The sequence below is a fragment of the Nonomuraea roseola genome (genome assembly GCF_039535395.1).
GTDB classification, from domain to species: Bacteria; Actinomycetota; Actinomycetes; order Streptosporangiales; family Streptosporangiaceae; genus Nonomuraea; species Nonomuraea roseola.
The window spans coordinates 2,992,555-3,007,153 of the sequence record NZ_BAAAXC010000015.1; the positions used below are offsets into that span (position 1 = coordinate 2,992,555).

Genomic DNA, 14,599 nt, shown 5'->3' on the forward strand with positions numbered 1-14,599 from the left:
AGTCAGAGCATGCCGTGGGCGGACTCGCCCGCCATCCGTAGGACTACTAGTGCCAGTTCAGTACGTGAGGTGACGCCCAGCTTCGGATAGATCTTGTAGAGGTGGTACTCGACCGTGCGCGGGCTGAGGAAGAGCTGGGCGGCCACCTCCTTGCTGGACGCGCCGCCTGCCACGAGCTTGGCGATGCGCAGCTCCTGCGGGGTCAGAGCGGCGAACACGTCTCTGTCCGGCCTGGTTCTGGCCTCGCCCGCCGCTCGCAGCTCGTCGTGCGCCCTGCGCGCCCACGGCTCGGCTCCCGCCCGCTCGAACGTCTCCGCGGCGTAGCGCAGGTGCGACCTGGCCTCTCCAGGACGGTGCAGCCTGCGCAGGCGCTCGCCGTACAGCAGGGCGGTCCTGGCGCGTTCGAAGCCCTCGGGATGCAGCGCCATGGCCTCGTCGAAAGCGGTGTCGTCGCCGGTCAGCGCCCGGCACCTGGCGAGCAGCGCCCTCGCCTGCGGCGTGCCCGCGGTGGCCGACCAGCGTTCGTAGGCGGCGAAGGCCGCGCGGGCCGTGTCGAGGTCGCCGCAGCCCACGGCCGCCTCCACTCTGTCGGGCGTCGAGCGCCACACCGTCGTCGGAGGCCCCGTCGCGACCACGGAGGCGAACCGGTCGTGGGCCGCCGCGTAGCGGCCCATGCCCAGGTCGAGCAGGCCCAGCGCGTAGCGGGCGGTGCCGGCCCTCAGCCCGAGGCGGTGGGGGATGGCGATCGCCAGCGCGTCGTGGGCGTGGCGCGCGCAGTCGTCCTCCCTGCCCTGGATCGCCGCGACCGCCGCGAGGTTGGCCAGGTGGGCGGCGACGGAGTTGGTGTATCCGGCCTCGCGGGCCAGCTCCAGGCCCTCCTCGGCGATCGCGGCGCTGTCGGCGAACCTGCCCTCGATGCGCTCGGCCGTCGCCACGAACTCCAGCACGACGGGCAGCTGTCCCACCATGCCCGAGACCCTGGCCGCGCGGCCCGCCATGACGACCAGCTCGGCGGCGGAGTCGGACTCGCCCAGGTAGGAGGCCGCCGCACAGGCCCACAGGAACTGGGCCGCCTCCCGCAGCTCCCCCTTACGGTCCAGCGCCCTGCGCAGCATCACCGCGGCTCTGTCCCTGTCGCCGCCCAGCATCGCGCCGATGCCCGCGACCACGTCGCGGAGGAAGCTCTCGGGAAAGGCCTCGGCGCGGCGGCCGATCTCCACGAGCGCCTCGACGTCGCCCACGTAGGAGGCCGCCTCGGAGGCGTCGGCCAGCATCTCGAGGCTCTCGCCCGTGCGCAGGATCCTGAGCGCCTCGGTCGCGTCTCCCGAGTTGAGCTCGAACCTGCCCCTGAGCTGCGCGAACTCGGGACGTTCGGCGAGCGACCTCGCCTCGGCCAGGCAGCTCTCCGCCTGGCCAGGACGGCCGCCGAGCCAGGCCGACGTGGCCGCCGCGGCCAGCCGTACGGCGCGGGCCTCGGGGTCGGGCGTCAGCTCCGCCGCCCGCACCAGCGCGGTGGACGCGTCGGCGTAACCCCCGCGCTCCCTGGCGCGCTCGGCCGAGGCGGTCAGCTCGGCGGCGACCTCCTCGTCCTGCCCGACGGTGGCCGCCGCCCTGTGCCAGGCGCGCCTGTCGGGGTCGCGCACGCGCGCGGCGAGCGCCTGGTGCGCCTCGCGCCGGTCCGCGGCGCTCGCGGCCGCATGGACGGCCGAGCGCACCAGCGGATGCCTGAACCTGATCGCCGAGTCGACCGTGACCAGCTCCGCGTTCTCGGCGGGACGCAGCGCGTGCACCTCGGCGCCCGCGATGTCGAGCACCAGCCCGAGGTCGCCCCCGTTCTCGAGCGCGGCCACCAGGAGCGCCCGCCTGGTGTCGCCGGGCAGCTGCCGCACCTGCTCGCCGAAGATGCCCGCGCCCACCGGCAGCGGCTCGGGCAGCGCGGCCCTGCCCGCCAGCTGGTCGGGGGACAGCAGCTCCACCGTCTCCCTCAGCGCCAGCGGGTTGCCTCCGGTCAGCTCGACCAGCCGCGCGCCGACCTCCTGCGCGGGCGCCGCGCGCTCGGCGAGCAGCGCGGTGGCGCTGTCCTGGTCGAGCCCCTTCAGCGACAGCTCGGGCAGGCCGGGGGCAGGCGCCTCACCCCGTACGGCCAGCAGCATCGCGATGCGCTCGCTGCCCAGCCGCCTGGCGGCGAAGAGCAGGGCGTCGGCCGAGGCCCTGTCGATCCACTGGAAGTCGTCGGCGATGACCAGCAGGCCGTCGTCGGCCGCCGCCTCGATCAGCAGGGAGAGCACGCCCGCCGAGACGAGGAACCTGTCGTCGCTCCTGGTCGCGGCCAGGCCCAGCGCGCCCGCCACGGCGTCGCGCTGCGGCTCGGGGAGGGCGTCGAGGCGGCCGGTGACCGGCCACAGCAGCTGGTGGAGTGCGGCGAAGGCCAGGCCCGACTCGCTCTCGGCTCCCGTGGCGCGCAGCACCCGCATCGGCTTGGCCGCTGAGGCCGCGCGCTCCAGGAGGGCCGACTTGCCGATGCCCGCCTCGCCCCTGACGACCAGCGCTCCGCCTTCGCCCCTGGCCGCGTCGGTCAGGGTGTCGGAGATGGTCGTCTGTTCGTCGGCTCTGCCGTACAGGTTGTCTTTCTGACGCACTCGACCGAGCCTAGAGGCAAACACTGGAATGGAGTGTTCCGTTCTGCTATAGTAGAGACATGATCCTGAACGAGGCACACGAGGCTCTTCGCACCGTCGTCCGCAACGTCCCCGCCGACGGCTGGGAGCTGCGCACCCCCTGCGCCGAGTGGAACGTCACCCAGGTGCTCCAGCACGCGGCAGGAGACCAGATCGGCTACGCCGCATTCATCACCGGTGGCCCGATGCCGTCGGAGAACCCCTTCGCCCCGTCCGGCACGCTGTCCGAGGCCGCCGAGGTCGTGGCCGAGCAGGCGATGAAGGCCTCCGCCGACGCGTGGGCCACGGTGTCTCCCGACGCGCAGGAGGTGCCCGTTCCCGTGCCACCGAACACGATGACCTACACGCTGGGCATCGGCGCCTGCGCGCTCGACGCCGCCGTCCACGCGTGGGACATCGCGATGGCCACGGGACAGCCGTCGCCCCTGACCCCTGCCATGGCCCGTGAACTGCTGGACATCGCCAAGCAGCACATCGAGCCGCTGCGGGCGTACGGCGTCTACGCCGCCGAGCTCTCGCGGGAGGACGGCGACGACGATGTGGCGGTCCTGCTGCGCTACCTCGGCCGCGACCCCCGCTGGACCGCCTGAGCCGTCCGTCCTTCGGCTGCCCTCCCTCCCGACAGCACCTGCCTTTCCTCCCGACACGCGGCGAACGGGATCTTCTCCGCACGCGCGTAATCCCGTGCGAGGCCCCGCTAGACAGGTAGCTCAGGGACGACGACGTCGTTTCCGGGGGAAGCAGGATGTTCTCTCCTGCGCCCCGCGGAACCTGACAGGAGGAGAGGGCTCTCATGCGACTGCGACATCCGGGCAGGACCGGTCCTGCCCGCACCACCAGGCGGCGAGCGCGGGCGGGCAGGCGGATCTCGGTCCCGCCGATGGACCTGCCGGGCCAGGAACCCGTCGACGACCCGGCGCAGACCCAGCCCATGGAGCCCGCCGCCGAGCCGTCCCCCGAGTTCGTCGACGAGCTGCGGCTCCGGTGTGACGGAGGGGCCTGAGCGCCCCTCCCGACACGCCTATCCGCCGACCCCCAGCCTGCGCCTGACCGCGGCGAGCTCGCTCTTCAGCCGGTCGACCTCCGCGCGCAGCTCCTCCAGCTCCGACCTGCGGGCCTGCTCGTCATCGTCCGCAGGCTCGGGGGCTCCGCCCTGTGCCGGCACGGAGTGCCCGCCCAGCGACGGCTCCGGCGCGCCTTCAGGTGCGACGTCCTCGGGCCCGTTGTTGGGCAGGGCGTCGAGCGGCTGGGGCTCGGAGATCCGTTCGTTCTCGGCCATGCCGGGTTCATCCCCTTCCATGTCGGCCGACAGGAGGTCCTCGGGGCTGTCCTGCCCCTCGCCCTCCAGGCGGCCGCTCGTGGCGTTCCCTGTCTCGTTCTCGCTGTCGTTCGCGGCGTAGGCGTCGCTTCCGATGGCGGGGTCGGGACCTCCCGGCTCGTCCAGCCAGCTCGGGCGCCCTTCGTCAGGCGCCATGCGAGGCGGCGAGCCCATCAGCGAGTCGTAGATGGGACTGCTCGTGTCGTGTGCGGGGTCCTTCTCACCCGAGGCGCTCTCCTTGGAGAGGGTGCTCCGCGCGGTGTCGTCCTCGGTGTGGGGGATCTCGCCGATGGTGTCGTGGGCCGGGTCGCCCGCGTCGTGGAAGCGGTCGTCGGGCTCGCGGCGGGTGTTCGCGTCGCCCGCCCGGGTGTTCGCGTCGCCCGGCGCGGAGTTCGCGTCGCCTGGCCCGGAGTTCGCGTCGCCGGGCTCGCGGTTCGCGTCGCCGGAACCGGGGTTCGCGTCACTGGAGAGCGCCGACATGCTCATGACGCCAGCGGCCATGCCGGCCATCCCCGCCACGCCCATGACGGAGGGACTGTGGCCCGACCCCGGCCCCTTCTCACCCGGCTTCTCGCCGGCTCTCTCGGCCGGCTTCTCGTCGGGATCGGAGCCCGGTCCCGGGCGCGAGGCGAGGGGCGGCCGCTCGGTGTCCGCATCGGCGTTCGAGGGGTCGGCGCCAGGGGCGAAGGGCGAGCGTTCGGTGTCGGAGTCGTTGTCCGAGGGTTCGGTGCCCGACCCCGAGTAGGCGCCGGAGGTCGACCGCCCGGCGCCCCTGTCGCCGGTGTGAAAGTCGGTGTCCTCTCGTTCGGCGTCCCAGGTGTCGCGTGCGGGGCCGTGGTGTTCGGCCGTGGTGTCGGTCAGCGTCTTCTCGGCGCCCGGCTGCGCGGTGGTCGGTTGAGTGGTGGTCGGTTGAGTGGTGGTCGCGCCGGGCTGAGTGGTGGCCGGGTGTGGGGGGGCCGGGTGTGCGGGGGCCGCTCCCGGCTCGTCCGAGGCGTGCGAGACGATCACGGAGCCGCGCGGCTCCGCGGTCGCCGCCGCGGCCGCGGTCGCCGCTGCCTCGGTCTCCCTGCGGTCCCTGCGCCTGAGGCGAGAGCGGTGCAGCAGGCCGTCCACGCCGAGCCTGCCGCCACCCAGCGCCATCAGCAACAGGCAGGCGGCGGCGAGAGCGACGACGAGCTCCCACCTCGGCGTGCTGTTGAAGACCCCGCTGCGGCTCTCGACGAAATACCCGGCGCCGACCATGTCGGCGAACAGGAGCACCGCCGCCAGCCGTACGCCGAGGCCGATGATGAGCATCGCCCCGCCGATGATCTCAACAGCGGTGGCGAACACGGCGGCCAGCTGTGGGCTGGGCACACCGAGCTGCGAGAACATGGCAGTGGTGTTCTCCAGGCCGCCCTGCCACTTCTGCAGCCCATGCGCCATGAAGATGACGCCGACCACGATACGGGCCGCGAGCAGTGCAAGATCGCTGGTTATCCTCTTCAACATGCCAATCCCTCCCCCATCGCGTTCATGCCCCTATGCACGGCGAAAGCGCTGAATGTCGGGATTTGCGAGGAGAGGTTTGACTTGCGCTATGCCTGATCGGGCGAAAAGTGGCGTGGCACAGGTGAGCTTCCAGGGGTGGGGCCTAACGTCGGTTGCCCTGGGCGTGAACTCCGACAAAAACCCCTAAATGCGACGTTCCCCTTCAACGGCGACTGGGCAGCATGTGCGCATGGAGCTCTTTCCCGCCATGCCCTACGAGGACTGGCTCGAGACCAAGGACACCGTCCACAGATTCGCGCAGATCGTGGGGAAGGTACGGCTGGCCGCGAGCACGCGGCGCAACCACTGGTGGAACGTGCCCTTCCACCTCACGGGGCGCGGTCTGACCACCAGGCCGATGGGACTGCCTGAGCCGTTCAGCATCGACTTCGACCTGGTCAGGCATCGGCTGGTGGTCGACAAGGCCGACGGCCGCAGCGCGGAGTTCTCGCTGATCGGGCAGTCGGTGGCCGACTTCTACGCCAACCTCTTCCAGGTCCTCGACGACTTCGGGGTGGCGGTGGAGATCCTGGCGGTGCCGTACGACATGACCGACAGCACCCCGTTCGCGCAGGACACCAAGCACGCGGCCTACGACCCCGCGCTCGTCACCCGCTACTGGACGGTCCTGTCGCAGGTCGCGCAGGTGCTGGAGCGCTACGCCGCCGACTTCACCGGAAAGACCAGCCCCGTCCACCATTTCTGGCACACCTTCGACCTCGCGGTCACGCGCTTCACCGGCAGGGTGGTCAGCGTGCCGCGCGAGAGCGACGCGGTCACCAGGGAGGCCTACAGCTGGGAGGTGATCAGCGCGGGGTTCTGGTTCGGCGACGAGGAGCGGCCGTGGCCCGCGTTCTACTCCTACACCGCGCCCGAGCCGAAGGGCCTGGACGAGCAGCCGCTCTGGCCCGACTGGGCGGTCTGGGTCCCTTCGAGGGGGAGCCACCTGGCGATACTCAAGTACGACGACGCCAGGCAGAGCGACGACCCGGTGGCCACCGTGCTCGGCTTCCTGGAGAGCGCCTACCGGGCCGGCGCCACGCTGACCGGCTGCGACGAGGCGCTGGTGCCCAGGATCGAAGGCGTCACCGACCCCTACCTCGAGGAGTCGTGACCGCTGCCGCACGAGAATGTAGTCACTGTTTTTGACTATAAAGAATTCTGACTATATCGTCTGTGTTCTCGCTTGGTCCTCATCTCAGGAGTCATCGTGAACACGCCCGTGAACCTGTCCGTCGTCTACTACTCCGCCACGGGGACGATCGCCGCGATCGCCCAGGAGATGGCCGAGACCGCGGAGAAGGCGGGTGCCGAGGTGCGGCTGCGCAGGGTGGCCGAGCTCGCTCCGCAGGCCGCCATCGACTCCAACCCCGCCTGGGCCGCCCATGCCGCGGCGACCGCCGACGTCCCCCTCGTCACAGCCGACGACCTGGTGTGGGCCGACGCGGTGCTCATGGGCTCGCCCACGAGGTTCGGCAACATCTCCTCGCAGCTCAAGCAGTTCCTTGACACCCTGAGCGGACCCTGGAGCCAGGGCCTGCTCGCCGACAAGGTCTACAGCGGCTTCACCTCCACCGGCACCGCGCACGGCGGGCACGAGTCCACCCTGCTCGCCCTGTACAACACCTTCATCCACCTCGGCGGCGTCATCGTCCCGCCGGGCTACACCCACCCCGACAAGTGGGCCGACGGCAACCCGTACGGCACCTCCCACTGCGACAAGGGCGGCACGCACGCCGTGGACGGAATCACCCGCGCCGCGGCCCGCGTGCAGACCGAGCGGGTGCTGAAGTTCGCCCGCGCCACGAAGGCTCTCTCCTCCGCCGCGTGACCTCCCCCTGGTCACACGTGCCGGCCCCCACCCCGCCGCGGCCCCCGGCAACACGCCGGGCTCCGCGGCGGGGTCCCAGGCTTTCGCCTACCTCCCGGCCGGCACCTCCGCCACGGGATGCGACCTGACCGCTTCCGGTGATGCTCGATAATCCCAGGCGTGGGCGGATACTCCAGGCGATCGGTTCTCCAGCTGGGCGGCATCGCCGCGGTAGGAACGGCGCTTCCCGCGAGCGGCGCCCGCGCTTCCGTCGAGCACACCTGGCCCGAGTCGTTCGCGCTGCTGCGCCGCCGGTGGCGGGACGTGACGGCCGAGCCGTACAGGAGCAGGCCCGACAGGCTGGGGGCGAAGGCGGCCGGATACCTGGACACCATGGCGCCCGCCCGCACGTCGCTCTGGCCCGGCCTGGCCTTCCCCTCCTTCGACGACACACCCGAGCGGCTCCAGACGATGGCCCGCGCATACGCCATGGAGGGCACGGGCCTGACCGGTGACGCGAGCCTCGCGGAGGCCGTCGCCACCGGCATCGACCACTACCGGCGCAGGGTGTACACGGCGGGCGCCGACCCCGTGGGCAACTGGTGGAACTGGCAGATCGGCGTCCCGAAACGACTGCTCGACGCGGCGGTGCTGATCGCGCCGCACCTCACGGAGGCCAGAAGCAGGGCGCTGCGCGACGCGGTGGACCACTTCGTGCCCGAGCGCCTCCTGGCCGACTACAGCGGGAACAGCACAGGGGCCAACCGGGTGGACCTGTGCACGGTGACGCTGCTGCTCGCCATTCTCAGGGGCGATCCGGGGAAGGCCACGCTGGCCGTCTCGGCGCTGTCGCCCGTCTTCTCCTACGTCAGCGAGGGCGACGGGTTCTACAGGGACGGCTCGTTCATCCAGCACACCTCCATCCCCTACCAGGGCGGCTACGGCATGGTGCTGCTGTCGGGCGTCGCGTGCCTGTTCGCGGTGCTGCGCGGCTCGCCGTGGGAGGCCACCAGCAGGGTCGTCCTCGACAGCGTCGAAAGGTCGTTCGCCCCCTTCGTCCACGACGGCTTCTGCATGGACCTGGTCAACGGCAGGGGCATCGGCAGAAGCGCGTACGGCGACCACAGGAGGGGAGACGCCATCGGCTCGGCCGTCCTGCTGCTGAGCGAGTCGGCCTCCGCCGCCGAAGGGGCCCGCTGGCGGGGCATGGTCAAGGGATGGGCGCTGCGCAGCGTCCGCACTGACGGTCGTTTCGCCGAACTCCTCGACGACGACACGGTCCCCGCCCTTCCCGAGCCCGAAGGGCACCGGCTGCTGCCGATGAGCGCCCGCGCCGTCCACCGCAGGCGGGCCTGGTGCGCGGGGCTCAGCATGGCCTCCCACAGGATCGGCCACTACGAGCACGGCAACGGGGAGAACGAGCGCGGCTGGCACACCGGCTCCGGGATGCTCTACTGGTGGGCCGAGGGCCACGGCGAGCAGTACTCCGACTCCTTCTGGCAGACCGTCGACCCCTACCGGCTGCCCGGCACCACCGTCTCCACGCGGCGGCTGCCCGACGGCGCGGGCAGGGGATGGGGCGACACCTGCCCGCCCGCCCGCTGGGTGGGCGGCGCCACCGACGGCTGGTACGCGACCGTCGGTCAGCACCTCTACGGCCTCGAGAGCACGATGGAGGTCTTCAAGTCGTGGTTCTTCCTCGACGACGCGGTGGTCTGCATGGGGGCGGGCATCACCGCCCGCGACGGCGTGCCCGTCGAGACCGTCGTCGACAACCGCAGGACCGACGCCCACCTCACCCTCGACGCGGGCCTGGCCCACCTCGAGGGACACGGCGGCTACGTCCTGCCCACCGGCGCCGACCTGCGCACCCTGCGCGAACACCGCTCGGGCGGCTCGGCGAGCAGGGGCTATGTGACCCTCTGGCTGGACCACGGCGTCGACCCCCGCTCGGCCGACTACGTCTACCTGCTCATGCCGGGCGCCACCCTGGCGCAGACCAGGGCCCGCGCCGCCGACCCTCTCTGGGCGCGCGTGCTGGCCAACACCGCCGGCAGGCAGGGCGTCCACGTTCCTTCGCTGGGGCTCACCGCCGTCAACTTCTGGAACGCCGGAGCCGTCGGCGGCCTGACCGCCTCCGCCCCCTGCGCGGTCCTGGTCAGGGAGGGCGGCGACGGCACGGCCACGCTGACGGTGTCGGACCCGCGATGCGACCTGGGCGAGCTGACCGTGACCTGGGACCGGCCCGTGGCCGAGGTGCTCGGCGCCCACCCTTCGCTGAAGGGCTCCGCGACGGGCAGGGGGTTCGCGCTGAGCTTCGCCCGGCCCGCCGACCTGAGCGGCGGCTCGGCGACGGTGACCGTACGGCTTGGCTAGACCACTCCGCTGATCACGCTGCCCGCGGTCAGCCGCGCAGGGCCACAGGGAGGGTGGCGAGCCTGGTGCCGAGGATGTTGCCAGGGCAGGTCTGCCGGAGGTCGGCGAAGGGGACCGTGAGCCGGGCGTCGGGGAAGTCGGTTCGCAGCACCGTGGCCACCGCCTGCAGTTCGAGCTGGGCGAGCTGCGCCCCGACGCAGAAGTGCGGGCCCGCCCCGAAGGTCAGGTCGGGGCCCGGCGAGCGGGCGGGGTCGGTGTTGATGCCCTGGATGTCGACGAGGACGGGCGCGCGAGCGGGAAGGCGCACTCCCGCCAGCTCGATCTCGGTGGTGGTGAAGCGCCAGAGGGTGAAGGGAGCGGGCGGGTTCAGCCGCAGCGTCTCGCGGACGAGGTCGTCCGACGGGAGTTCGGAGTCGTCCGCGAGCACGCGCGCGATCAGGAAGCCCAGGGAGGCGTCGGTGGTGAGCTGGCCCGCGAAGATCAACGCGAACAGGTGGTACTGCAGTTGCTCCCTGGTGGTCTCCGGCGGAACCCGGTCGCGCAGCTCGGCGGCCAGGCCCTGGACGCCGTCGGCGAGCCCCGCGGCGGCGAGGTCGGCGAGGTCGGCGATCGCCCTGCCCTGGTCGGCGGGGTCGTCGGCCGACATCCGGCGGCAGGCGTCCATGGCTTCGCCGACGAGGTCGAGTGGCAGGCCGAGCAGGTCGAACAGGACGGTGAGCGGGTAGCGGACGGTGAAGCCGGCCATCACGTCGACGACGGGGCCGTCGGCGGCCAGCTCGGTGAGCAGTTCCCTGGCTATCGCGTGGACACGGTCGGACTGCGCGCGGATGCGCCTGGCGTTGAGGAGCGGGGCGTGCGCGCGGCGCAGCGCGGTGTGGTCAGGGCCGTCGAGGGTGGTGAGGGACGGCTGCTCGGCTGCGGTCCTTTCGAGCCCCGCGGTGTGGTCCCATGCGGGAGGCGCGAACGCGGGGTCCTTCACGATGCGGGGATCGGCGAAGACCTCCCGCGCCAGCGCCTCCTCCGTCACGATCCACACCGGTCCTCCCGCGGGCGCCTCCATCCGCACGATGGGGCCGGCCGCGCGCAGGGCGGTGCGGGCAGGGTCGGGCTCGGTGATGCCTCGGGTGGTCGCGGCGAACGGGTCGATGTCGTCGAGGCGGGGTGCGTCGTGCATGCGGGCTCCAGATCTCAGGCGTGGGTCAGGGTGGGGCCGGTCGTCGCCGTCGAGGGGCGGACGGCGGCGGTGGCGACAAGCGCGAGGACGAGCAGGCCGACGGCGAGACAGGCCGCCATGGAGAGGCCCTGGCTCATCGCCGCCTGTGCCGCCTCGGCGACCGCGGCGGTGCGTGGATCGGCGGCGAGCGGGGCGATGGCCGCCCCCGCGCTGTCGGTGACGGCGGCGGTGTGCTGGTCGGACAGCGGCTCCCGCATGCCGGAAGAGACGAGGCGCTGGTGCAGCGTCGTGCCGAGCACGCTGAAGAACGCCGTGGTGAGCACCGCGATGCCGAGAGCGAAGCCGAGTTCGCGGGCGGCGCTCTGGATGCCGGCGCCCTGGCCCGCGCTGTCGGCGGGTACGTCGGCGAGGACGACGTTGGTGACCTGGGCGGAGGCGAACCCCACGCCGACGCCGTACACGAGCAGCGCCAGGGAGATCGGCCACCACGCGCTGTCGGGGGTGGCGATCAGCCCCAGGCCGGCCAGGCCGACGACCTCCAGGGCGAGCCCGAGGCGGACCAGGGCGAGAGGGGAGAGGGCGGAGGCCATCCCGAAGCTGGCGCCGCTGGCGACGAAGCTGCCCACGGCGAGCGGAACCAGCGCGAGGCCGGCCTGCAGCGCGCTGTATCCGAGGGTGAACTGCAGCCACAGCGGAAGCACCGCCATGATGCCGAACTCGCCCAGCCCGATGAGCACCGTGGCGACGTTGCCGTTGCGGAAGGAGCCGATGGAGAACAGGCGCACGTCCATCAGCGGCTGCGTGCCGCCGCCGCCTCGCCCCAGCGCGGCCTGGCGCCGTACGAACACGAGGAGAGCCACGGCCGACACCAGCAGGGAGACCAGCACAGGTGAGGGCCCGCAGTCCCAGGACAGGCCGGCGACGTCGAGCGGGTGGACGGTCGTGACCCATCCGTAGGTACGGCCTTCGACCAGGGCGAAGGCGAGCAGGCCGAGCCCCACGACCGACAGCACGGCGCCGGGGAGGTCGATCCGTCCGCTGGTGCGGGGCGACGGCGCGAGCAGCGTCCGCACGCCCAGGAAGATCAGTACGACCAGGGGGATGTTGATGCCGAAGGCCCAGCGCCACGAGATCTCCGCGAGCGCGCCGCCCAGCAGCGGGCCGACGGCCGCGGCGGCGCCGATCGTCGAGCCCCAGACGGCGAAGGCCCTGCCGCGTTCCCTGCCGGTGAAGGTGGCGTTCACCAGCGCGAGCGAGGTCGGCAGGATCATCGCGGCGGCCACCCCCTGCAGGAAGCGCGCGAGGATGAGCAGCCCTCCGCTGGGCGCGAGCGCGGCGAACACGCTGGTCACGCCGAACATGACGACGCCGGCGAGGAAGACGCGCCTGGCGCCGAGGAGGTCGGCCAGGCGGCCGACCAGCAACAGCAGCGCCGCCAGCACGATGGCGTAGGACTCCTGCACCCACTGGACCTCGCCGGAGCTGACGCCCAGGTCGCCGACGATCGAGGGAACGATGACGTTGACGATCGTGGCGTCCACCACGATCAGTGCCACTCCGAGGGTGACCGCGATCAAGCCGAGCCACCGGCGAGGCGGAGACTGAGCAGTCATGTATCTCCTTCATGAGAAAGCTTCTTCATCATGAAGGTATCTTAGGAGCAGAGTAGATTGTCAACGCGCACGACCACGACGACAAGGAGATGATCGGCCGATGGAGGAGGCACGGCAGTCCAGCGACGTCGCCGAGCACAGCGCCCGGCTCCTCGACGGACTACGGGCCTTCGGCGCGAACTACACCGATTTCACCGGCCGCTTCGCCGCCTGGCTCGGACTGCACTCGACCGACGCCACCGCCCTCGTGGAGATCCTGTACGCCGAGGACCAGGGCGCGCCCCTGTCGCCGACCCGCCTCAGCGAGCGCCTCTCACTGACGTCGGGCGCCACCACGAACCTGCTGAACCGCCTCGAGCGTCTCGGACATATCGTGCGCACCCGCGAACACGCCGACCGACGCGTGGTGACCCTGCGCAGCAGCTCGCTCATCGAGGAGCCCGCGCGCGAGTTCTTCGGCCCCTTCGGGGAGCGCCTGGAGGCTCTGGTGGCCCAGTACCCGCCCGAGCAGCTTGAGCAGTTCGAGAACTTCCTCGCCGACCTGTGCGCGGCCATGACCGGCCTGCTAGCCGAGCAGGCACCGCCTCCTCGCTAGGTGCTCGATCCGGTCGCGGCCTGTGGGGTGGTGCGTGACTGGGTGAGCCTGTAGTGCGAGGGCGGGACGCCGTAACAGTCGACGAAGGCCTGCCGCAGGGTCTCGGCGGTGCCGAATCCGCAGCGGGCGGCCACGGCGGCCATGGGCAGGGAGGTGGAGGTCAGCAGGTGGGCGGCGGCCTCCGTGCGCGCGAGCCGGACGAACTTGCCGGGGGTCTGCCCGAGATGCTTGAGGAACAGCCTGGTCAGGTGCCGCTCGCTCACGCCGGCGTCGGCGGCCAGCGTCGCCGCGGTCAGGTCGGCGTCCGGATGCCCGGTGATGTAGTCGACCACTCGCTTGATCAGGCTGTTGGACGGCGGCGGCGCGGCGGTGAACATGCTCATCTGCGCCTGGTTGCCCGGCCGCTGCAGGTAGGTCACCTGCTGCCTGGCCACGAGCCTCGCCAGGTCGGCGCCGTTGTCCTCCTCGATGAGGGCGAGCGTCAGGTCCAGGGCGCTGGTGACGCCTGCCGAGGTGTAGACGTTGCCGTCCTGGACGAAGATGGGGTCGGGATCGACGTGCACCTCAGGGTGGCGGGCGGCGAGCTCGTCCGCCCACCGCCAGTGGGTGGTGGCCCGCCGGCCGTCGAGGAGGCCGGCGGCGGCCAGAATCCACGTCCCCGTGCACACCGACCCCACGCGGCGGCTCTCCCGCGCCAACCGGCGGACGTGCGCGAGGACCAGCCGGTTGGCCGCCGCGTCCTGGCTCCCGATCCCTCCCGACACGAGCAGGGTGTCGATCGGTCCTGTGACCCGTTCGAGAGTCTCGCCGGCATGGAGGGTCACGGTGGGATTGCACTCGATGGGACGGCCTCCCGGCGTGACCAGGCGGACCTTGTAGTACGGGGCCGCGCCGTACCAGTTGGCGCACTCCAGCGTCGACACCACGCAGGCGATGTCGAGCAGCTCCGCCGCGTCGTACCCGACGATCACGAAATGCCGCTCGCTCATGGCCCGACTCTAGGCCGGACTGACCGGGTACCCAAGATTCCGGACCACCCCGATCGCCTTACCTTGGGCGCGCCCGGCCCCGATCGCATAGTCGAACCATGACGCAGACAGCGACGACAGCGCGCGGATGGCGCCGATTCACCCTCCACTACATCGAGATGATCATCGCGATGTTCGTCGGGATGTTCGCCCTGGGATTCCTCCAGTCCGCCGTCGGCCTCGGCTTCTCCCACACGCAGCACCCCGAGCTCGGCTACCTGGTGATGGCCTTCAACATGTCCGTCGGGATGGCCGCATGGATGAGGTTCCGCGGCCACGCCTGGCAGCCCACCCTCGAGATGTGCGCCGCGATGTTCGTCCCCGTCGTCCCTCTCTTCCCCCTGCTCTGGCTGGGCGTCATCGACGCCGGCGGCCTGATGCTCCTCGCGCACGTGGCCATGTTCCCCCTCATGCTCGGCGCGATGCTGCTGCGCCGCACGGAGTACACCCACTGCACGGGCTGAGACCTGTCCGGCG

Annotated in this window: 12 protein-coding genes; 7 read left to right on the plus strand and 5 right to left on the minus strand. The window is 71.8% G+C overall.

The features are described from left to right. Positions 1 to 2 precede the first annotated feature (2 nt). Positions 3 to 2,639 (minus strand): helix-turn-helix transcriptional regulator, encoded by a 2,637-nt coding sequence (locus tag ABFX55_RS37560; RefSeq protein ID WP_346127766.1) that lies wholly within the window; start codon positions 2,637 to 2,639, stop codon positions 3 to 5. A gap of 59 nt (positions 2,640 to 2,698) precedes the next feature. On the opposite strand from ABFX55_RS37560, the gene ABFX55_RS37565 reads away from it, so the two are divergent. Together ABFX55_RS37565 and ABFX55_RS37570 are read left to right on the plus strand one after the other, a co-directional pair. Beyond that, the gene (locus ABFX55_RS37565; protein WP_346127767.1) at positions 2,699 to 3,268 is read left to right on the plus strand and encodes a TIGR03086 family metal-binding protein; all 570 of its coding nucleotides are present in this window, start codon (positions 2,699 to 2,701) and stop codon (positions 3,266 to 3,268) included. A gap of 203 nt (positions 3,269 to 3,471) precedes the next feature. Next, positions 3,472 to 3,681 (plus strand): hypothetical protein, encoded by a 210-nt coding sequence (locus tag ABFX55_RS37570; protein ID WP_346127769.1) that lies wholly within the window; start codon positions 3,472 to 3,474, stop codon positions 3,679 to 3,681. A gap of 18 nt (positions 3,682 to 3,699) precedes the next feature. On the opposite strand, the gene ABFX55_RS37575 is transcribed toward ABFX55_RS37570, so the two are convergent. Further along, positions 3,700 to 5,487 carry a DoxX family membrane protein gene (locus tag ABFX55_RS37575; RefSeq protein ID WP_346127770.1) on the minus strand — a complete coding sequence of 596 codons (1,788 nt, stop codon included), beginning with the start codon at positions 5,485 to 5,487 and terminating at the stop codon, positions 3,700 to 3,702. Between the two features lie 229 nt (positions 5,488 to 5,716). On the opposite strand from ABFX55_RS37575, the gene ABFX55_RS37580 reads away from it, so the two are divergent. From ABFX55_RS37580 to ABFX55_RS37590, 3 genes are all read left to right on the plus strand, one after another. Further along, positions 5,717 to 6,640, plus strand: coding sequence for a DUF5996 family protein (locus ABFX55_RS37580; RefSeq protein ID WP_346127772.1), 924 nt, complete (start codon positions 5,717 to 5,719; stop codon positions 6,638 to 6,640). 96 nt (positions 6,641 to 6,736) lie between these two features. Further along, positions 6,737 to 7,357 (plus strand): NAD(P)H:quinone oxidoreductase, encoded by a 621-nt coding sequence (gene wrbA, locus ABFX55_RS37585; RefSeq protein ID WP_346127773.1) that lies wholly within the window; start codon positions 6,737 to 6,739, stop codon positions 7,355 to 7,357. Positions 7,358 to 7,516: 159 nt separating this feature from the next. After that, positions 7,517 to 9,712 carry a polysaccharide lyase 8 family protein gene (locus ABFX55_RS37590; RefSeq protein ID WP_346127774.1) on the plus strand — a complete coding sequence of 732 codons (2,196 nt, stop codon included), beginning with the start codon at positions 7,517 to 7,519 and terminating at the stop codon, positions 9,710 to 9,712. 28 nt (positions 9,713 to 9,740) lie between these two features. Here ABFX55_RS37590 and ABFX55_RS37595 read toward each other — a convergent pair whose 3' ends face one another. Continuing rightward, complete coding sequence (locus ABFX55_RS37595; RefSeq protein WP_346127776.1) at positions 9,741 to 10,886, minus strand: cytochrome P450 family protein; 1,146 nt, start codon at positions 10,884 to 10,886, stop codon at positions 9,741 to 9,743. Positions 10,887 to 10,900: 14 nt separating this feature from the next. Then, positions 10,901 to 12,499, minus strand: a complete 1,599-nt coding sequence (locus ABFX55_RS37600) for a DHA2 family efflux MFS transporter permease subunit (RefSeq protein WP_346127778.1) — start codon at positions 12,497 to 12,499, stop codon at positions 10,901 to 10,903. Positions 12,500 to 12,599: 100 nt separating this feature from the next. Between ABFX55_RS37600 and ABFX55_RS37605 the strand changes: the two genes are divergently transcribed. Next, on the plus strand, positions 12,600 to 13,094 hold the full coding sequence (locus tag ABFX55_RS37605; protein WP_346127779.1) for a MarR family winged helix-turn-helix transcriptional regulator: 495 nt from the start codon (positions 12,600 to 12,602) through the stop codon (positions 13,092 to 13,094). Here the strand turns inward: ABFX55_RS37605 and ABFX55_RS37610 are convergent. After that, on the minus strand, positions 13,091 to 14,083 hold the full coding sequence (locus tag ABFX55_RS37610) for a GlxA family transcriptional regulator (RefSeq protein WP_346127780.1): 993 nt from the start codon (positions 14,081 to 14,083) through the stop codon (positions 13,091 to 13,093). The genes ABFX55_RS37605 and ABFX55_RS37610 overlap by 4 nt on opposite strands. A 98-nt stretch (positions 14,084 to 14,181) precedes the next feature. Here ABFX55_RS37610 and ABFX55_RS37615 point away from each other — a divergent pair, with 98 nt between their 5' ends. Next, the gene (locus ABFX55_RS37615; RefSeq protein ID WP_346127782.1) at positions 14,182 to 14,586 is read left to right on the plus strand and encodes a hypothetical protein; all 405 of its coding nucleotides are present in this window, start codon (positions 14,182 to 14,184) and stop codon (positions 14,584 to 14,586) included. The last annotated feature ends 13 nt before the right edge of the window (positions 14,587 to 14,599 follow it).